This is a genomic window from Dickeya sp. NCPPB 3274, from assembly GCF_000406205.1.
Lineage (GTDB): Bacteria > Pseudomonadota > Gammaproteobacteria > Enterobacterales > Enterobacteriaceae > Dickeya > Dickeya fangzhongdai.
Genome location: NZ_CM001979.1, coordinates 4210867 through 4230592 on the forward strand (window position 1 = coordinate 4210867; position 19726 = coordinate 4230592).

General features: G+C 57.3%; 18 protein-coding genes and 1 riboswitch. Of the genes, 9 read left to right on the top strand and 9 right to left on the bottom strand.

The genetic code is table 11. From position 1 onward, the window contains the following. From ftsL to mraZ, 3 genes are read right to left on the bottom strand one after another with little or no spacing between them, the layout of a single operon-like run. On the bottom strand, window positions 1-324 hold the full coding sequence (gene ftsL, locus DXX3274_RS18780; RefSeq protein WP_013319471.1) for a cell division protein FtsL: 324 nt from the start codon (window positions 322-324) through the stop codon (window positions 1-3). Continuing rightward, window positions 321-1262: a 16S rRNA (cytosine(1402)-N(4))-methyltransferase RsmH gene (gene rsmH / locus DXX3274_RS18785; RefSeq protein WP_038665692.1), complete on the bottom strand. Its 942-nt coding sequence runs from the start codon at window positions 1260-1262 to the stop codon at window positions 321-323. The genes ftsL and rsmH overlap by 4 nt, the downstream gene beginning before the upstream one ends. 2 nt (window positions 1263-1264) lie before the next feature. Then, a complete protein-coding gene (mraZ, locus tag DXX3274_RS18790; RefSeq protein ID WP_012768364.1) occupies window positions 1265-1723 on the bottom strand; it encodes a division/cell wall cluster transcriptional repressor MraZ in 459 nt (152 codons plus the stop codon). A gap of 866 nt (window positions 1724-2589) precedes the next feature. Between mraZ and DXX3274_RS18795 the strand changes: the two genes are divergently transcribed. Beyond that, a complete protein-coding gene (locus tag DXX3274_RS18795; RefSeq protein ID WP_042861076.1) occupies window positions 2590-3051 on the top strand; it encodes an L-alanine exporter AlaE in 462 nt (153 codons plus the stop codon). Between the two features lie 418 nt (window positions 3052-3469). Here DXX3274_RS18795 and cra read toward each other — a convergent pair whose 3' ends face one another. The 4 genes from cra to DXX3274_RS18815 all read right to left on the bottom strand — a co-directional run bounded on the left by cra (window position 3470) and on the right by DXX3274_RS18815 (window position 9140). Continuing rightward, window positions 3470-4474, bottom strand: a complete 1005-nt coding sequence (gene cra / locus DXX3274_RS18800) for a catabolite repressor/activator (protein WP_022634876.1) — start codon at window positions 4472-4474, stop codon at window positions 3470-3472. Window positions 4475-4717: 243 nt separating this feature from the next. Continuing rightward, entirely contained in the window at window positions 4718-5209 is a 492-nt protein-coding gene (gene ilvN, locus DXX3274_RS18805; RefSeq protein WP_013319477.1) for an acetolactate synthase small subunit, read from the bottom strand. A gap of 2 nt (window positions 5210-5211) precedes the next feature. Next, window positions 5212-6930 (bottom strand): acetolactate synthase 3 large subunit, encoded by a 1719-nt coding sequence (gene ilvI / locus DXX3274_RS18810; protein WP_038920231.1) that lies wholly within the window; start codon window positions 6928-6930, stop codon window positions 5212-5214. A 404-nt stretch (window positions 6931-7334) separates the two neighbouring features. Next, window positions 7335-9140 (bottom strand): long-chain fatty acid--CoA ligase, encoded by a 1806-nt coding sequence (locus DXX3274_RS18815; protein WP_042861079.1) that lies wholly within the window; start codon window positions 9138-9140, stop codon window positions 7335-7337. 230 nt (window positions 9141-9370) lie between these two features. Here DXX3274_RS18815 and leuL point away from each other — a divergent pair, with 230 nt between their 5' ends. The 5 genes from leuL to leuD all read left to right on the top strand — a co-directional run bounded on the left by leuL (window position 9371) and on the right by leuD (window position 14235). Then, window positions 9371-9454: a leu operon leader peptide gene (gene leuL, locus DXX3274_RS24570; RefSeq protein WP_107760451.1), complete on the top strand. Its 84-nt coding sequence runs from the start codon at window positions 9371-9373 to the stop codon at window positions 9452-9454. Window positions 9455-9551: 97 nt separating this feature from the next. After that, window positions 9552-11126: a 2-isopropylmalate synthase gene (leuA, locus tag DXX3274_RS18820; protein WP_042861080.1), complete on the top strand. Its 1575-nt coding sequence runs from the start codon at window positions 9552-9554 to the stop codon at window positions 11124-11126. Then, complete coding sequence (leuB, locus tag DXX3274_RS18825; RefSeq protein ID WP_038665674.1) at window positions 11126-12217, top strand: 3-isopropylmalate dehydrogenase; 1092 nt, start codon at window positions 11126-11128, stop codon at window positions 12215-12217. Before leuA ends, leuB begins: the two co-directional genes overlap by 1 nt. 2 nt (window positions 12218-12219) lie before the next feature. After that, window positions 12220-13620 (top strand): 3-isopropylmalate dehydratase large subunit, encoded by a 1401-nt coding sequence (leuC, locus tag DXX3274_RS18830; RefSeq protein ID WP_042861081.1) that lies wholly within the window; start codon window positions 12220-12222, stop codon window positions 13618-13620. A gap of 12 nt (window positions 13621-13632) precedes the next feature. Continuing rightward, window positions 13633-14235, top strand: a complete 603-nt coding sequence (gene leuD, locus DXX3274_RS18835; protein ID WP_042861083.1) for a 3-isopropylmalate dehydratase small subunit — start codon at window positions 13633-13635, stop codon at window positions 14233-14235. A 484-nt stretch (window positions 14236-14719) separates the two neighbouring features. On the opposite strand, the gene DXX3274_RS18840 is transcribed toward leuD, so the two are convergent. Further along, window positions 14720-15619: a siderophore-interacting protein gene (locus DXX3274_RS18840; protein WP_042861085.1), complete on the bottom strand. Its 900-nt coding sequence runs from the start codon at window positions 15617-15619 to the stop codon at window positions 14720-14722. Between the two features lie 249 nt (window positions 15620-15868). Here DXX3274_RS18840 and tnaC point away from each other — a divergent pair, with 249 nt between their 5' ends. Together tnaC and tnaA are read left to right on the top strand one after the other, a co-directional pair. After that, entirely contained in the window at window positions 15869-15979 is a 111-nt protein-coding gene (gene tnaC, locus DXX3274_RS23100) for a tryptophanase leader peptide (RefSeq protein WP_071603989.1), read from the top strand. Between the two features lie 96 nt (window positions 15980-16075). After that, window positions 16076-17476 carry a tryptophanase gene (gene tnaA, locus DXX3274_RS18845; RefSeq protein WP_042861087.1) on the top strand — a complete coding sequence of 467 codons (1401 nt, stop codon included), beginning with the start codon at window positions 16076-16078 and terminating at the stop codon, window positions 17474-17476. Between the two features lie 120 nt (window positions 17477-17596). Here tnaA and sgrT read toward each other — a convergent pair whose 3' ends face one another. Continuing rightward, window positions 17597-17755, bottom strand: a complete 159-nt coding sequence (gene sgrT / locus DXX3274_RS18850; protein ID WP_038920241.1) for a glucose uptake inhibitor SgrT — start codon at window positions 17753-17755, stop codon at window positions 17597-17599. A 111-nt stretch (window positions 17756-17866) separates the two neighbouring features. Between sgrT and sgrR the strand changes: the two genes are divergently transcribed. Continuing rightward, window positions 17867-19534, top strand: coding sequence for an HTH-type transcriptional regulator SgrR (sgrR, locus tag DXX3274_RS18855; RefSeq protein WP_042861088.1), 1668 nt, complete (start codon window positions 17867-17869; stop codon window positions 19532-19534). A 56-nt stretch (window positions 19535-19590) separates the two neighbouring features. After that, a riboswitch (TPP riboswitch) is annotated at window positions 19591-19700 on the top strand. Window positions 19701-19726: the final 26 nt, after the last annotated feature.

Below are 19726 nucleotides of genomic sequence, written 5' to 3' on the forward strand. Positions count from 1 at the left end.
TCATTGTTGTTTAACCACAATATTTTCCTGTGAAGGATCCACGTGCACCATATGCAGTTTCTCGGTGGCGATCTGCTCGACGCGGCTGTGATCGCCCAGGGCATTCTCTTCCAGAATCAGGTTGCGCCACTCGATATCCAGCGCATCACGTTCCAGCAACAGCCGCTCACGCTCCGCCGTCAGCAGGCGCGTGCGGTGCGCGGTGGTCACCACCAGAATGGCGGACACCAACACCGCTATCAGCAGCAACAGCGGCAGTTTTCCGTGTCGCAGCAGATCGTCGCCAATCACGCCGCCCAGCGAATGGCGCTCGTTCCCGATCACGACGGCAGTCTCTCGGCAAAGCGCAACACCGAACTGCGCGCGCGCGGATTTTCCGCTACTTCGTCATCAGGCGGCATCATCTTGCCCGCCGCCTTGAGCGTCTGGCCGCCCTGGCTACGCAGCTGTTCTTCCGTCAGCGGCAGACCAGCGGGCACCTGCGGCCCCCGGCTGTGCTGGCGGATAAAGCGTTTCACTATCCGGTCTTCCAGCGAATGGAAGCTGATCACCGACAAGCGCCCTTCCGGCGCCAGCACCTGCAGCGCGCCATCCAACGCCCGCTCGATCTCTTCCAGTTCGCTGTTGATATAGATACGAATGGCCTGGAAGGAACGGGTCGCCGGATGCTTGTGCTTCTCGCGAATCGGGCTGGCGGCGGCGATCAATTCCGCCAGCGCTTTGGTACGGGTCAACGGTTCGACGCGGTTACGCTCCACAATGGCGCGCGCGATGCGCTTGGCGAAACGCTCTTCGCCGAAGGTTTTCAGCACCCAGGCGATGTCTTCCGCTTCCGCTTTCATCAGCCATTCCGCCGCTGACAGGCCCCGAGTGGGGTCCATGCGCATGTCCAGCGGCCCGTCGCGCATAAACGAAAACCCTCGTTCGGGGTCGTCGAGCTGAGGCGAAGAGACGCCCAAATCCAGCAGGATGCCGTCGATTTTACCGGTCAGCCCACGTTCATCGACGTACTCAGCCAGTTCGGAAAAAGGTCCGTGAATAATGGAAAAACGCGCATCATCAATGGTATTGGCGACCGCGACGGCTTGAGGATCGCGATCGATGGCCAACAAACGGCCTTCCGGCCCAAGGCGGGACAGAATGAGACGGGAATGGCCACCTCGGCCAAACGTACCGTCGATGTAGATACCGTTGCTGCGAATGTTTAGGCCGTTGACGGCTTCATCCAGCAACACGGTGGTGTGTTTAAACGTTTCTGCCATGACTATAGTGATAAGTCCTGCAGCCGCTCAGATAAGGGCTCCTGAGTTGACTGCTCAGCGTCAATATCTTCCTTGACTTGTCGATACCAGGTCTGTTCATCCCACAGTTCAAACTTGTTGAACTGGCCGACCAGCATCACTTCTTTCGTAAGACCCGCATGCTGCCGCAGCGTAGATGCAATCAGTATCCTTCCGGCGTTATCCATCTGACATTCGCTGGCATGCCCGAGTAACAGGCGCTGAACACGGCGTTCAGCGGGGTTCATACTCGACAGGCGAGAAAGTTTCTGTTCGATAATTTCCCATTCGGGTAGCAGGTAAAGCAGCAGGCAGGGCTGATGAAGGTCAATGGTGCATACCATTTGCCCTTGAGCTTCCTCGTTCAGTAAGTCCCGATAACGGGTGGGAACGGCAAGCCGTCCTTTACTGTCGAGGTTGACCAGTGTCGCCCCACGAAACATGACAGTATTTAACCCTTCATGACCTTTTTCACCACTTTGCCCCACAAATCCCCACTCTTGAGAGTTTACGGAGGGGATGAAAAGCTTGTCAAGCCAGCACGGATGCGCCCGGGCATTATTTCCCGCCGAATCAGAGAGTGAAAAAACCGCAAAAAAACCACCACGAAGAAATAATGAGGATTAACGCTGTGATTATTTAAGGAAAATTAATGGCTCTCGGGGAGGCGCATAAAGATATAGGATTTTTCATTCGGTGCAATATTATTTTGTCTGTCACAGTTCGATACGTATTTCTTAAATTTTCATACGATATCGAAATATTTTTATCGACTGATTTTTAAGCATTTTTAAAAGTCATTTTTCCTGTCGGTACAAAACATGACGGACAAAATGAATTTATTGGACGCGGGATCCCATTTTTTTGACCTGAACCACACTGTCGGTTACTTCAACTCAGGTTATCTATTCATTTCTGAAACATTAACCAGCTGTTTCATCTGTGTCAGAAAGAATAACTGGATTTATTTCCAGTATTGTTCACATTCACTTGCACTTTACCGTTCAGCAACCTTTTCATTCCAAACCACGCCGTTTCCAGTCGGCTTTTCCTCCTGCCGCCAGCATCTCATTAATTGATTGTTTTATATAAAATTAAATACCCAACTCATGATAATCGAATGAAAAAGACGATTTGCAACCATAAAGTTGCGCCACTGAACAAAAAACGAGCGAAAATAAGTTTTTTAAGCTAGTTAAAACGAGATAAATAGTTATGTAGACTACAAATAAAGCAATAAAGCAAAACTAAACACCAATAAAATACGCCACAAGCAACGTTATTATCCTTCACCATGGAGCCATACAATATGCTTTCCCCCGTTTCCCGCGTGCGTGGCATCGTCGCCGATACCGTTGCTATGGTGGTGTATTGCTTCCTGACCGGCATGGCGATCGAAATCCTGCTGTCCGGCATGACCTTCCAGCAGTCGCTCTCCTCCCGATTGCTGTCGATTCCGGTCAATATCGTCATCGCCTGGCCCTACGGCCTTTATCGCGATCGCATCGTCGCCCTGGCGTTACGCCTGAACGCGGATTTACGTTGGGGAAAAAATATGGCGGACCTGTTTGCCTATGTCAGTTTTCAGTCGCCGGTTTATGCCGCCATTCTGCTGACGATTGGCGCCGAGCCATCGCAAATCCTGAAGGCGGTTGCCAGCAACGCGGTAATCTCCATGTTCATGGGGGTGGCGTACGGTTATTTTCTGGAATATTGCCGTCGTCTGTTCCGGGTCGGCGTTCCGGCTCGTCCGCAAATTGCCAGCCATTAATCCGGCGCAACAAGCGGCGGTGGAATATACCCGTCATATTTTAAGTTGCAGGTGTGTTGGCTGCGTTACTCGGCCCATTTCATGGGCCTCGCCCCTTTGGGGCCGCTGCCAGCGGCGTTCAAATCGGCTTACGCCAATTTGTCGATCACTCGAATCACTTGCCTGAGTAAGCTCATCGGGATTCACTCACTTACCGCGTTACAAGGCTCGAATAAGCCTTGCCCGAAAGAGCCAACGCATTGCGTTATTCAACCCGCGAGCGTGTTGTCCTGCAACGCGAATTATTTTGGGAATAAATATAGAAAAAGAGAAAGGCGGGATAAAAATAGGAATTATCCGATGCGGCGTGGAACGAAAAATTATTCCAACGCCGCATGTTATCGATCAGAAACGATTTACGATCCGCAACGGCTTACGATCAGAGACGGCTGAGAAAACCACGGCGGTAAAGATTACGACGAATACGGTATAAACCCGGTTTCGGTTTACGCGGCTCATCCAGACTCGCCAGCACCAGCTCCAGCACCCGCTCCGCCACCTCACGATGGCGCTGCGCCACCGCCAACACCTGGCATTCCAGGAAATCCAGCAATTCATTATCACCGAATGTGGCGATGGCCAGATTGTTCGGCAGGCGCCCGCTCTGTCTGAGCGTTACGTCCATCACCCCTTGCAGCAGCGGGAACGAGGTCGTAAACAACGCCTGCGGCATCGGGTTGGTTTTCAGGTATTCCTCAAACACCGCCGCCGCCGCGCTGCGTTCATAGCTGTTGGCATAGATATAATTCACCTGACGCGGATCTTCCGCCCAGGCGCGTCGGAATCCCTGCTCACGCAGGAAACTGACCGACAACTCCGGCAGCGCGCCGAGGTACATCACCGATTCCGCCGGCACCTTGCGCAGCTCCTGCGCCAGCATCTCCGCGTCTTCCATGTCCGCACCGACCACGCTGGTGAAATGCTCGCGATCCAACGCCCGATCGAGCGCGATCACCGGCAGGGGATCATTGGCCCAGCGCTGGTAAAACGGATGCTCCGGCGGCAGCGCCGTTGAGACGATAATCGCATCCACCTGACGTTGCAGCAGGTGTTCGATGCAGCGCATCTCGTTATCGGGTTGATCCTCAGAACACGCAATCAGCAATTGATAGCCGCGCTGACGAGCCTGACGCTCCAGATAATTGGCGATACGGGTATAACTGGTGTTCTCCAGGTCCGGAATAACCAACCCGATGGAGCGGGTGCGCCCGGCGCGCAGACCGGCTGCGACAGCGTTCGGATGGTAGTTGTGCTCCCTGACTACCGCCATCACTTTCTCAACGGTCTTATCGCTGACGCGATATTGTTTCGCCTTACCATTAATAACGTAACTGGCCGTTGTACGCGAAACCCCAGCAAGACGCGCGATTTCATCCAGTTTCACTGGCAACCCCTTAATAAGCCGGACAAAAAATAAAGAATGAAACGATAACCATGAATTAACCGTGGATATGATACCGATCTAAGCGCAGAAAACACTGACGGGCAACCGCTTTTATTATTTACTTCAATCAGGATCAGAAAAGCCCGGCGTCATGGCCGGGCCAGATATTACCATCAGAAAAGCCAGTATTGCTGTATGAAAATCAGCAAACCATCAGACAAATGGCCGAATTTCAGCACGGCGTCAGCGCATGACGCGATCGCCGCGCGATACGCCCACGATGCCGGAGCGCGCGACTTCAACAATTTCCGCCACTTCGCGCACGCTATTGAGAAACGCATCCAGCTTCTCGCTGGTGCCCGCCAGTTGCACGGTATACAGCGATGCGGTGACATCGACGATCTGCCCGCGGAAGATTTCCGCGCTGCGCTTAACTTCTTCACGGCCGTAACCGGTGGCCTGCAGCTTGACCAGCATCAGCTCGCGTTCAACGTAGGCCCCTTGCCCCAGCTCGCTGACCCGCAACACGTCCACCAGCTTGTGCAGTTGCTTTTCTATCTGTTCCAGCACTTTTTCGTCGCCCACCGTCTGGATGGTCATCCGCGATAGGGTTGGGTCGTCCGTCGGAGCGACGGTCAGACTTTCAATGTTGTAACCGCGTTGAGAAAACAGGCCAATCACGCGCGACAGAGCACCCGATTCGTTCTCCAGCAATACCGACAAAATACGACGCATGATCAGGTCCTCTCCGTTTTGCTTAACCACATCTCATCCATCCCGCCGCCGCGGATCTGCATCGGATAGACATGCTCGCTGCTGTCCACCCGCACATCCACGAACACCAGACGGTTTTTCTGTTCCAGCGCCGCTTTCAGCTTCGGCTCCAGCTCATCCGGGGTATCGATGGTGATACCGACGTGACCATAAGCCTCCGCCAGTTTGACGAAATCCGGTAGGGATTCCATGTAGGAACTGGAGTGACGACCGGAGTAGATCATGTCCTGCCACTGTTTCACCATGCCGAGGAAGCGGTTGTTGAGGCTAACTACCACAATCGGCAGGTCATACTGCAACGCCGTGGACAACTCCTGAATATTCATCTGAATACTGCCGTCGCCGGTGACGCAGATGACCGTTTCCTGCGGCAACGCCAGCTTGATGCCGAGCGCGGCGGGCAGGCCGAAGCCCATAGTGCCCAGGCCGCCGGAATTGACCCAGCGGCGCGGCAAATCAAACGGGTAGTACAGCGCGGCGAACATCTGGTGCTGCCCCACGTCGGATGCCACGTAAGCCTTGCCTTCCGTCAGACGATGCAGGGTTTCGATCACCGCCTGCGGTTTGATGGCGTCGCCGTCGGTGTTGTATTTCAGGCACTGACGCGCGCGCCACTGTTCGATGCGCAGCCACCAGTCGCGCATCGCGTCGAATTGTTGTTGCGCTTCCCCTTGCGCCAGCAGTTCCAGCATCAGGCCAAGCACCTGACGGGCATCGCCGACGATCGGGATATCCGCCGCCACGGTTTTGGAAATGGACGCCGGGTCGATATCGATATGCAAAATGGTGGCGTTCGGGCAGTACTTGGTCAGGTTATTGGTAGTTCGGTCGTCAAAACGCACCCCGACGGCAAAAATCACATCGGCGTTGTGCATCGCCATATTGGCTTCATAGGTGCCGTGCATGCCGAGCATACCGAGACTCTGGCGATGCGTGCCCGGAAAACCGCCCAGCCCCATCAACGAGCTTGCCACCGGCAGGTTGAGTTTTTCCGCCAGTTCGCGCAGTTCCTGATGGCAATTGGCGTTGATCACGCCGCCGCCACTGTAAATCACCGGGCGCTCGGCGGCCAGCAACGTCTGCAACGCGCGTTTGATTTGGCCTTTATGACCCTGCACCGTCGGGTTGTAGGAGCGCAGGCTGACCTGATCGGGATAGGCATAAGGCAGTTTTTTAGCCGGGTTGAGAATGTCTTTCGGCAAATCCACCACCACCGGACCGGGGCGGCCGGTAGACGCGAGATAGAAGGCTTTTTTCAGCACGGTGGGAATGTCTTCGGTCTGTTTGACCAGATAGCTGTGCTTCACCACCGGGCGGGAAATCCCCACCATGTCGCACTCCTGAAAGGCATCATAGCCAATCAGCGAAGTAGCGACCTGACCGGAAATCACCACCAGCGGAATGGAATCCATATACGCCGTGGCGATGCCGGTAATGGCGTTGGTGGCGCCCGGACCGGAAGTAACCAGCACCACGCCCACTTCACCGGTCGCTCTGGCGTAGCCGTCGGCCATATGCACCGCGCCCTGCTCGTGGCGCACCAGAATGTGTTCTATGCCGCCGACGGTGTGCAGCGCATCATAAATATCCAGCACCGCGCCGCCCGGATAGCCGAACACATGTTTTACGCCCTGATCGATCAGCGATCGAATCACCATCTCGGCGCCTGACAACATCTCCATGGGTTTGCCTCTTATTTTATTGTTCAGATGCGAATTGTTCAGATAGCGGGTCGCTTCTGTATTGACAGGGAACACCCCGTGCTCATTGAAACGGCGTCTGGTAAATGAAGACACAACGCGTGGATTCGGTTTTCAATCATACGCCGGCCCCATCGCCCAACACCGCCCGGGTTTTTACATATAACTTATTAACATAACGCCGGATTATGAAGCAGGCAAACGCCGCGCCGTCGCTGGGAATGACGCGATTATGGTAAATCAACTGTTAAAAGAGAGAGCAAAGAGATAAAACGCTGGGGAGTGACCACAGCGTTAAAAAATATCCCGCCGTGGTCAGGCATTACAGAGTGAAATATTGACGATAAAATTGCGATGCAGCGCGACGATCGCCACCGATACGTCTGCTAGTCGGCGTACATGGCTTCGATTTCCAGCTGATAACGCTGATGAATGACTTTACGGCGGAGTTTTAATGTCGGGGTCAGTTCGCCTTCTTCCTGACTAAACGGCGCTGGCAACAGGGTGAATTTCTTCACCTGTTCAAAACGCGCGAACTCTTTTTGCACATCGCGCAACCGCTGTTCAAACAGCGACAGGATATGGTTGTGGCGCAACAACTCCAGCCGATCCTGATACCCCAGATTGATCGAGCGGGCATACTCCTCCAGCGCATCAAAGCAAGGGACGATCAGCGCGGAGACGTACTTGCGGGCGTCGGCGATTACCGCCACCTGTTCAATGAAGCGATCCTGACCCAGCGCGCCTTCCAGATGTTGCGGCGCAATGTATTTGCCGCCCGAGGTTTTCATCAGATCCTTAAGGCGTTCGGTGATGAACAGGTTGCCATTGGCGTCCACTTCACCCACATCGCCGGTTTTGAACCAGCCATCCGGCGTAAAGGCGGCCTCCGTATCCTGTGGGCGGTGATAGTAGCCGCGCATCACGGTAGCGCCGCGCACCTGGATTTCATTTTGTTCGCCGATGCGCACATCGATGCCCGGCAGCGGCGTCCCGACCGACCCCAGCCGGTAGTGATCGGCTTCCCAGCAGGACACGGTAGCGCAGGTTTCCGTCAGGCCGTAACCATAAACGATACGGACGCCCATCGACTGGAAAAAGGCGATGATATTGTCATCCAGACGCGCGCCCGCCGCCGGCAGAAAACGGACCTTTCCTCCCAGCAGTTGGCGCAGACGCGACAGCACCAGCCGATCGGCAAGACGATACGTCAGCGCGTTCCACACCCCGGCGCGTTTCCCGGCCTGCAGGCGTAAAAACCGTTTATGGCCCTGGGCGATCCCCCAGTGAAACAGCGTGCGCCGGTGCCACGGCGCCTGCGCCACTTTCTCATGGATGGCGCTGAACACTTTCTCGTAGAAACGCGGCACCGCGCACATGACGGTAGGGCTGACCGCCGCCATCGCCGCGCGGACCTGATCGGTGTCGCGCAGGTACACGTTCTGCGCGCCGCGGTGCATGATGAAGAAGCTCCAGGCGCGTTCGAAGACATGCGCCAGCGGCAAAAAGCACAGCGATACGTCCTGTTCGCTCGTCTGCAGCCGCCCATCATGCAGTACCAATTGAGTTGCCATATTGGCATAATCCAGCATCACCCCTTTGGGCTCGCCGGTGGTGCCGGAGGTATAGATCAACGTAAACAGATCGCTCAGGTCCCGATCGGCCACCCGTTGCCGCAGCACCGGCTCCCACACCGACAACTCCGCCTGCGCTTCAAACTCCTCCAGCGATACCGCAATGTCGCAACCGCGGCGTCGAATCTGTTCATCCAGCAGAATAATGGTGCGCAGTTGCGGACAGCTGTCGCGCAGCGACATCAGCAGATCAAACTGCGCCTGACCGCCGACAAAAACGGTACGGATATCCGCATCATTCAGAATGAACGACGCCTGCGCCGCCGCGCTGGTGGCATACAGCGGCACGGTAATTGCCCGCAGGTGCAGCAACGCCAGATCCGCCAGCGACCAGGTAATGGCGTTGTCGGAAAAGATCGCCACCCGTTCCTGTACATCAACGCCCAGCCCCAGCAGGCCGCAGGCAATGCGGCGGATACGCTCGCCTACCTGATGCCAATCGAGCTGCTGTTCCTGTTCAGGCGCCCATTCGCGAAACGCCAGCGCGTTGGGGCGCTGAGCAATCTGCTGCTGAATACGGTGAACCAGATGGTATTGCGAGAGTGAATTCGTCTTCATGCGCGTGCGGGCCTGGCAATCTCAAAAATAGGCGTAAAAATCGGGCAGGCAGTCTACCGCGCCCATCCACAGCCTCAAAGCGCTTTCCACCGCTTTTCAGCCGGGAATGTGACGGGTAAAACACACCGGATACGGCTACCGTATGCGATCCCGAGGTTGACATCAATGCGGGAATCAAGTACCAATAAAAGCAGAACTGAATTTTTAATCGATTTGGACAACGAAACAGCATGTTTAACTTCGCTCAGCTACTAGGCCTACTACTAAACGCATCTCACGTGCGCGGTATGCCGGTGGGCGAAATCCAGAGCTGATTTCACGTCACACCTCATATAAAAAACCCGCGCCGTTGCGCGGGTTTTTTTTTTACTCGCCGGGCGCCCAAGCAAACAGAACAAAGGAACCAGACCGATGAACCAACAAGTTATTATTTTCGATACGACGTTGCGTGACGGTGAGCAAGCGCTGCAGGCCAGCCTGAGTGTGAAGGAAAAACTCCAGATCGCGCTGGCGCTGGAAAGAATGGGCGTCGACGTGATGGAAGTGGGTTTTCCGGTGTCCTCCCCCGGCGACTTCGAATCCGTGCAGACCATCGCCCGCAATATCAAGAATAGTCGCGTCTGCGCCCTTGCCCGCTGCGTCGAGAAAGATATCGATGTCGCCGCCGAATCCTTGCGCGTCGCCGATGCATTCCGCATCCACACTTTTATCGCCACTTCGCCGATGCATATCGCCACCAAGCTGCGCAGCACGCTGGATGAAGTGATTGAACGCGCGACCTACATGATCAAACGCGCCCGCAACTACACCGACGACGTGGAGTTCTCCTGCGAAGACGCCGGCCGCACCCCGATCGAAGATTTGAGCCGGGTCGTGGAAGCCGCGATCAACGCCGGCGCCCGCACTATCAACATCCCGGACACCGTCGGTTACACCCTGCCCCACGAATTCGGCAACATCATCGCCTCCTTGTATCAGCGCGTTCCCAACATCGATAAAGCCATTATTTCCGTGCATACCCACGACGATCTCGGTTTGGCGGTGGGCAACGCTATGGCGGCGGTGCACGCAGGCGCGCGTCAGGTGGAAGGCACGCTGAACGGTATCGGCGAACGCGCCGGCAACTGCTCGCTGGAAGAAGTGATCATGGCGCTCAAAGTGCGCAGCCAGTTGATGAACCTGCACACCGGCATCAATCATCAGGAAATCTACCGCACCAGCCAGCTCGTCAGCCAGATCTGCAACATGCCGATCCCGGCCAACAAGGCGGTAGTGGGTTCCAACGCCTTCGCCCACTCTTCCGGCATCCATCAGGACGGCGTGCTGAAAAACCGCGAAAACTACGAAATCATGACGCCGGAATCCATCGGCCTGAAAGAAGTGCAGTTGAACCTGACTTCCCGTTCCGGTCGCGCCGCGGTCAAACACCGCATGGAAGAGATGGGTTATAAAGAAGGCGACTACAATCTGGATACGCTGTACGCCGACTTCCTCAAGCTGGCCGACAAGAAAGGCCAGGTGTTCGATTATGACCTGGAAGCGCTGGCGTTCATTAATAGTCAGCAGGAAAGCACCGAGTTCTATCGTCTGGACTACTTCAGCGTTCAGTCCGGCTCCAGCGTGATGGCGACCGCGTCCGTCAAATTGTCATGCGGCGAAGAGACACTGTCTGAAGCCGCCACCGGCAACGGCCCGGTAGATGCCGTGTATCAGGCCATCAACCGCATCACCGGTTACCCGATCAACCTGGTCAAATACCAGTTGTCCGCCAAGGGTCAGGGTAAAGAAGCGCTCGGTCAGGTGGACATCGTGGTGGAATATCAGGGGCGCCGTTTCCACGGCGTGGGTCTGGCGACCGACATCGTGGAATCCTCCGCCAACGCGATGGTTAACGTATTAAACAACATCAAGCGTGCGCAACTGGTCGAAAAAGAAGTGCAGCGCTTGCAGCAACACAACAAACAAAACAGTCAGGAAACAGTGTGATGACCAAGAGTTACCATATCGCCGTCTTACCCGGTGACGGCATCGGCCCGGAAGTAATGGCTCAGGCGTATAAAGTATTGGATGCGGTTCGCCAGCGTTTTGGTCTGCGCATCACCACCAGCGAATACGACGTGGGCGGCATCGCCATCGACCGTCAGGGTACGCCGCTGCCGCAGGGCACCGTTGAAGGTTGCGAGCAGGCGGACGCCATTCTGTTCGGCTCGGTCGGCGGCCCGAAATGGGAACACCTGCCGCCGGCGGAACAACCGGAGCGTGGAGCGTTGCTGCCGCTGCGCAAACACTTCCGCCTGTTCAGCAACCTGCGCCCGGCGCGCCTGTATCAGGGGCTGGAAGCCTTCTGTCCGCTGCGCAGCGACATCGCCGCCAACGGCTTTGATATCCTGTGCGTGCGTGAGCTGACCGGCGGCATCTACTTTGGTCAGCCGAAAGGCCGCGAAGGCAGCGGCATGTACGAACGCGCCTTCGACACCGAGGTGTATCACCGTTTCGAAATCGAGCGTATTGCCCGCATCGCTTTTGAGTCCGCGCGCAAACGTCGCAGCATCGTTACCTCCATCGACAAGGCCAACGTGCTGCAAAGCTCGATCCTGTGGCGCGAAATCGTCAGCGAGATCGCCCGCGACTACCCGGATGTCCGTCTGAACCATCTGTACATCGACAACGCCACCATGCAGTTGATCAAGGATCCGTCTCAGTTTGACGTGCTGCTGTGCTCCAACCTGTTCGGCGACATCCTGTCCGACGAGTGCGCGATGATCACCGGTTCGATGGGCATGTTGCCGTCCGCCAGCCTGAATGAACAAGGTTTCGGCCTGTACGAGCCGGCAGGCGGTTCCGCGCCTGACATCGCCGGCAAGAACATCGCCAATCCGATCGCCCAGATCCTGTCCGCCGCGCTGCTGCTGCGCTACAGCCTGGGGGCTGATGACGCCGCCACCGCCATTGAGCAGGCGGTCAATCAGGCGCTGGCGGAAGGTTACCGTACCGGCGATCTGGTCAGCGGCGGCAACGCCGTCACCACCGATGAAATGGGCGACGCCATCGCCCGTTTTGTAGCAGAAGGGGCCTAATCATGGGTAAGACCTTATATCAGAAACTGTTCGACGCGCACCTGGTGCACGAGGCGCCGAATGAAACCCCGTTGCTGTATATCGACCGTCATCTGGTGCATGAAGTGACTTCGCCTCAGGCGTTCGACGGCCTGCGCGCCATGGGCCGCAAAGTCCGCCAGCCGGGCAAAACCTTCGCCACCATGGACCACAACGTGTCCACCCAGACCCGCGATATCAATGCCAGCGGCGAGATGGCGCGCATCCAGATGCAGGAACTGATCAAGAACTGCGCCGAGTTCGGCGTGCAGCTGTATGACCTGAACCACCCGTTTCAGGGCATCGTGCACGTTATCGGGCCGGAGCAAGGCATGACGCTGCCGGGCATGACCATCGTCTGCGGCGACTCCCACACCGCCACCCACGGCGCGTTCGGATCGCTGGCGTTCGGCATCGGCACCTCGGAAGTGGAGCACGTGCTGGCGACGCAAACCCTGAAACAGGGCCGCGCCAAAACCATGAAGATCGATGTCGCCGGCGACGCCGCCACCGGCATCACCGCCAAAGACATCGTGCTGGCGATCATCGGTAAAACCGGCAGCGCCGGCGGCACCGGTCATGTGGTGGAATTCACCGGCAAGGCGATTGAAGCGCTGAGCATGGAAGGCCGCATGACCCTGTGCAACATGGCGATCGAAATGGGCGCCAAAGCCGGTCTGGTCGCGCCGGACGACACCACCTTCGCTTACCTGAAAGGCCGTCAGTTCGCGCCCACCGGCAGCGACTGGGACACCGCGGTGGAATACTGGAAAACCCTGCGTTCCGATGCCGACGCCCACTACGACACCGTGGTGACGCTGAACGCCGCCGATATCGCCCCGCAGGTGACCTGGGGCACCAACCCCGGTCAGGTGATCGCCGTCGATCAAATCATCCCGGCGCCGGAATCCTTCAGCGACCCGGTGGAGCGCGCCTCGGCGGAAAAAGCGCTGGCTTATATGGGCCTGCAGCCGGGCGTAAAACTGACGGAAGTGGCGATCGACAAGGTATTCATCGGCTCCTGCACCAACTCTCGCATTGAAGATCTGCGCGCAGCCGCCGCCATCGCCAAAGGCCGTAAAGTGGCCGCCGGCGTGCAGGCGTATGTGGTTCCCGGCTCCGGTCCGGTCAAGGCGCAGGCGGAAGAAGAAGGTCTGGATAAAATCTTTCTGGATGCCGGCTTCGAATGGCGTCTGCCCGGCTGCTCCATGTGTCTGGCGATGAACAACGACCGTCTGAATCCAGGCGAACGTTGCGCCTCCACCAGTAACCGCAACTTTGAAGGGCGTCAGGGCCGCGGCGGCCGCACCCATCTGGTCAGCCCGGCTATGGCGGCGGCGGCGGCGATTACCGGTCGTTTCGCCGACATTCGTGAACTGAATTAAGAGAGGCAATCCATGGCTAAATTTACCCAACACACTGGTTTGGTGGTGCCGCTGGATGCCGCCAACGTCGACACCGACGCGATTATCCCGAAGCAGTTTCTGCAAAAGGTGACCCGCACCGGTTTCGGTCAGCATCTGTTTCACGACTGGCGTTTTCTGGATGACGCGGGCCAACAGCCCAACCCGGATTTCGTGCTGAACCAGCCGCGCTACAAAGGCGCCAGTATCCTGTTGGCGCGCGAGAACTTCGGCTGCGGTTCTTCCCGCGAGCACGCGCCGTGGGCGCTGACCGATTACGGTTTCAAGGTGGTGATCGCCCCCAGCTTCGCCGACATTTTTTACGGCAACTCATTCAACAACCAGCTGTTGCCGGTCAAACTGAGCGAATCCGATATCGACTCCCTGTTCAAACTGGTGGCGAGCCACGAAGGCATCACCTTCACGGTGGATCTGGAAGCACAGCAGGTGAAAGCGGGCGACAAAACCTACCCGTTCGATATCGACAGCTTCCGCCGTCACTGCATGATCAACGGGTTGGACAGCATCGGTCTGACGCTGCAGCACGAAGCGGCCATCTCCCGCTACGAGCAGCAACAACCGGCATTCCTGCGTTAATTCAGCCTCGCCGTTTGACTGCTTGCCTGACAACTAGCACAAAGCCCACTTCGGTGGGCTTTTGATTAGAGACAAACCACGTAAGTGCAAGGTAAAGAGGTTTTCGGCGTCAAAAACTGTGCTGAGGTGGACGACTTCGCCGGGTGAGCGACAGGACGTCGCGAAAGCCCGTGCCGCGCCGGACAAAAACGTCGGGAACGTTTTTGAACAGCGTTTACGCTGGCCCGTAGGGCGAGCCCCAGGGATGGGGCGAGTAACCGCGTCACGGGCGGCCCGAAATGCGAAGGCGAACGTCGAAGGTAGCGCGCAGCGCCGCAGTTTAGCCACCAGCCAGAGGTCAAGGAGAGGCGGCGTCTGAGCCTCTCCTTGTCGTGCGTGCGATGACGTTGCAAAGGAACAACCGTCGTTATCACGCACGAAACTTCTCACTGTTCTTGCATAAATTTGTCCAGCAACAAAACAACACGGTTGTTTGTCAACAACCTCAGTGGGAACGCGGACCGCGGCTCCAGTAAGCCATAAAAGTGATGGACTCCTGCGTCATGCCTTTTTCTCCCAGCAGGTAACGGCGCAATGCTTTCACCGCTGACGATTCGGCCGCTACCCAGCCGAAGAACTGACCTTGCTGGGCATTTGCCCGCTCCCACATGATTTCGCCATCCGGGATCTCGGCCACCGTTACCGCGCCGGCGTGAGTGTTTTCCGGCAGGCGTACCGACTGACGCGCCGCGTCCAGCAAGCGCTCGCCATAGGTCGCGCCGGTGCCTTCACGCGGTAGCCACACCACCTCGGCGAACGCCAGATGGCGATAGTCGATGCAATCCGCCTGCAACGGTACTTCGATAAAGGCCTGCACCTGCGGCGGGTTATCCAGCTGCGACAACTGCTCCAGAATGCCTTTGATCGCCGGCAGCGCGGTCTCATCCCCCATCAGCAGTACCTGACGGGTGTTTTCCGACAGCACCCATTCATAGCCGCCGTTATCGCCGGCAAAATCGCCGCGCGGCGCCACTACCTGCAATTCCTCACCAGGCTGCGCGCTCATCGCCCAGGCCGAAGCCGGGCCTTCGGTGCCGTGCACCACGAACTCCACCACCATTTCTCCGGCGACGGTATCCAGACTGCGCAGCGTGTAGGTGCGGGGAATCGGGCGCTGTTGTTTAGGCATTGCCTGCACCAGCTTGTACCACTCGCCGACATCAGGCAGGCGCGGCGGCGTGCCGTCCTCGGCGGGCAACAACACTTTAATTCGTTGATCCGGCGAGCAGATTTTCATCTTTTTCACCGCTTCGCCACTGAATACACAACGCATCAGCGATGGGGTAAGCAATGTCTTGTGGGCCAACGTAACATCAAACACTTTATATTCCTTTACCCCAGCCATAACTCGCCTCTACCTCTCTGCTTGTGACTCTCCGGCAACGTGCCGCCTGTTAATGACTTGTGCCGATAACGGCCTCAAACCCCGCACAGTTTTATCATTTACTCACGATAATGAGAAACATTATTGACTCAATTTTTATTCTCACATCAGTCATAACCAGCTACCTCCGGATTGCCTGCGGGATCACGGTTTTGTCCGCCGCTTTTCGCCTATTCTGATTATTCGTTACTCACGAGATAAGGAGACCTCATGACACGCGTTATCCGGTGTTATCGCCTGAGCCTCTCCGGCGATTGTCGCCCCTGGTTCAACATCGACCACCGTCTCACCAACGATTTCCCACGCCCGTTTCATGCCTGATTCAGCTTTGCTCTGATTTTTCCCTTTTATTTCAATTTATTTTTGACGTCATACCGCGGCGGTTACGTCTGCTGACGGGCGTCATGGAGATATCGCATGAAACGCATTCCTGAGCCTTTTCGCATCAAAATGGTAGAAAACATCCGTATGACCACCCGCGACGAACGGGAACGCGCCCTGCAGGAAGCAGGCTACAACCCGTTTCTGCTGCGCAGCGAGGACGTTTATATCGACCTGCTGACCGACTCCGGTACCGGCGCCATGAGCGACCGCCAGTGGGCGGGGCTGATGATGGGCGACGAAGCCTACGCCGGGTCGCGCAACTACTACCATCTGTGTGATCAGGTGAAGGCGCTGCTGGGTTATCCGTTCACCATTCCGACCCACCAGGGGCGCGGTGCGGAACAAATCCTGTTCCCGTGTCTGATCGCCAAAAAGCAGCGCGCCGGCGGCGGCAAGAAACCGGTGTTTATTTCCAACTTCCATTTCGATACCACCGCCGCCCACGTGGAACTGAACGGCGCGCGCGCCATCAACGTGGTAACGCCAAAAGCCTTCGACACCACCACCTATTACGACTGGAAGGGCGACTTCGACCTTGATCTGCTGCAAACCACCATCGAGCAGCACGGCGCGGACAACGTGGTGGCGATCATCACTACCGTCACCTGTAACAGCTCCGGCGGCCAGCCGATCTCGATGGGCAACATGCGTGAGGTGTATCGCATCGCGCAGCAGCACGGGATCCCGGTGGTGATCGACTCGGCCCGGTTCTGTGAAAACGCCTGGTTTATCAAACAGCGTGAAGCCGGCTATGAAAACCGCTCGATCAAAGAGATCGTCCACGAGATGTACCAATACGGCGACATGCTTACCATGTCGGCGAAAAAGGATCCGATGGTGAACATCGGCGGCCTGTGCTGTTTTCGCAGCGACGAAGAGTTGTTCAATGAGGTGCGCATCCGCTGCGTACCGATGGAAGGTTTCGTCACCTATGGCGGCCTGGCCGGGCGCGACATGGAAGCGTTAGCCATCGGGCTGGAAGAAGGCATGAACGAGGACTATCTGACCTACCGCATTGGTCAGGTGACCTACCTTGGCGAACGCCTGCGCGCCGGCGGCATCCCGATTCAATACCCGGTGGGCGGGCACGCGGTGTTCGTCGATGCCAAAAAGTTGCTGCCTCACATTCCGGCGCAACAGTTCCCGGCGCAGGCGCTGAATAACGAGCTCTATCTGGAAGCGGGTATCCGCAGCGTGGAAATCGGCTCATTGTTGCTGGGGCGGGATCCAGACACCGGCGAGCAGAAACCGTCGCCGCTGGAACTGCTGCGCCTGACCATCCCGCGCCGGGTGTATACCAACGATCACATGGATTACATCGCCGATTCGCTGATCGCGTTGAAGGAAAGAGCCGGCAGCATCAAAGGCCTGACCTTCACCTACGAACCGCCGGTATTACGCCACTTTGTCGCCCGCCTGAAGCCGGTGGAATAACGCTCCGCCATAAAAAAAGCCAGCGGAATAACCCGCTGGCTGGTGAACAGCACCATTACTCAGAACACTGTGGCGGTTTCCCGCCGCTGTTCTCACTCTCATTCGATGTCGCCGCCGGCCTTACAACCAGCGACGATAGTCTTCCTCATCCATGTCCCGGATCTGCCATTGGGTAACCTGCAACAGCAACGCCATCCGCTGGGCGGCGGTGAGTGCGCCCCATCCCCGGCGGCATCCCCGGCAGAGCCAGTGATGATAAAAGCGGAATAACCGGCACATATTGCCTCCCCTTCACGGCGGTTCACGCACTGAACCATTCACTGACTGAAAGTATCCGCGTAATATAGGGAAAAATATATTGATGAGCTTGAGCCGCGGAGTTCCTCTTTTATGTCCTCGCCACGCCTGCAACAACAATTCATCCGGTTATGGCAATGCCTGCAAGGTCAGGATACCGACACTACGCTGCAGGAACTGGCGCTGCTGCTCAACTGCTCACGCCGTCATATCCGCTCTCTGCTGAACGCCATGCAACAACAGGGTTGGCTCACCTGGCAGGCGGAAGCCGGGCGCGGCAAACGTTCCCACCTCGGTTTTCTCTACACGGGGTTAGCCCTGCAACAGCAGCGCGCCGAAGACCTGCTGGAGCAGGACCGCATCGACCAGTTGGTGCAACTGGTGGGCGACAAGGAAACCGTGCGCCAGATGTTGCTGTCTCACCTCGGGCGCAGCGTGCGGCAAGGGCGCCATCTGCTGCGTATCCTGTACTACCGGCCGATGCACAACCTGTTGCCCGGCAGCGCGTTGCGGCGCTCGGAAACCCATATCGCCCGCCAGATTTTTAGCGGGCTGACCAGCCTAAATGAGGAAAATGGGGAACTGTTGCCGGATATCGCTCACCACTGGCAGGCGCTGTCGCCGCTGCACTGGCGTTTCTATCTGCGCCCTGCCATCCGTTTTCACCACGGTCGGGAGCTGACGATGGAGGACGTGATCGCCTCGCTGTCACGGCTAACGGCGCTGCCGCTGTTCTCACACCTGACCGACATCGCCTCTCCTACGCCGTTCGTGCTGGATATCCGGCTCAGCATGCCGGATGACTGGCTACCGTGGCTGCTCGGCAGCGTACCGGCGATGATCCTGCCCAAAGAGTGGCAAACGCTGCCGGACTTTATGCGCCAGCCCATCGGCACCGGGCCGTATCAGGTGGTGCGCAACTCGCCCAACCAGTTGAAAATCGCCGCATTTGACGACTACTTCGGCTACCGGGCGCTGATTGACGAAGTCAGTATCTGGGTGCTGCCGGACGCGCCGATCATCCCCGCCTGTACGGTCACGTTGCAGGGAGACGACACCATTGACAATGAACTGGAGAACCGGCTGGAAGAAGGCTGCTATTTCCTGCTGTTCGACCGCCGTTCGCCGCAGACGGCGGATCCGGAGATCCGTCACTGGCTGTGTCAGGTGTTAAGCCCGGTGGCGATGCTTGGCCTGGCCGATAGCCCGTACCAGAGCGACTGGTCCCCCGCCTATGGCCTGCTGCCGCGCTGGCATCACAGCCCGCCGCGGGCGGTGCGGGAAAAACCGGTCGGCCTGACCCACCTCACCCTCACCTGCTACCGTGACCATCCCGAATACGCGGTGATAAGCCACATCATGGGCCGCCTGCTGGCATCGCACGGCGTCACGCTGACGCTACGTAGCCTGGAGTTTGATGCCTGGTGTCAGGGCGACGACGCCAGCGATCTTTGGCTCGGCAGCGCCAACTTTTATCTGCCGCTGGAATTTTCGCTGTTCGCGATGCTGTATGAACTGCCGCTGTTGCGGCACTGTCTGGGCGATGACGAGCTGGAACACACCGCGCGTCAATGGCGTCAGGGCGAGTTGTCGCTGGCGGAGTGGTGCCAGTCGCTGGTCAGCCGCCAGCAGCTCCATCCGCTGTTCCACCACTGGCTGCGGTTGCAGGGACAGGCCAACATGCGGGGGCTACGCATGAACACGCTGGGCTGGTTCGATTTCAAATCCGCCTGGTTTGCGCCGCCGAACCCGACGCCATGACCGCTCGTCGCCGGTCATGGCGCTTTTCCTGATGTGACAAACACTTTACAATACCGCCGTTCTCAACGGGGTGCGGTCAACGCGCATAGGCGTTGCATCGCTGAGAAAATACCCGTCGAACCTGATCCGGTTAATACCGGCGAAGGGATTTGAGACTGCATCCCGCTTGCTCAAAGACCTTTGCCGCCTTCA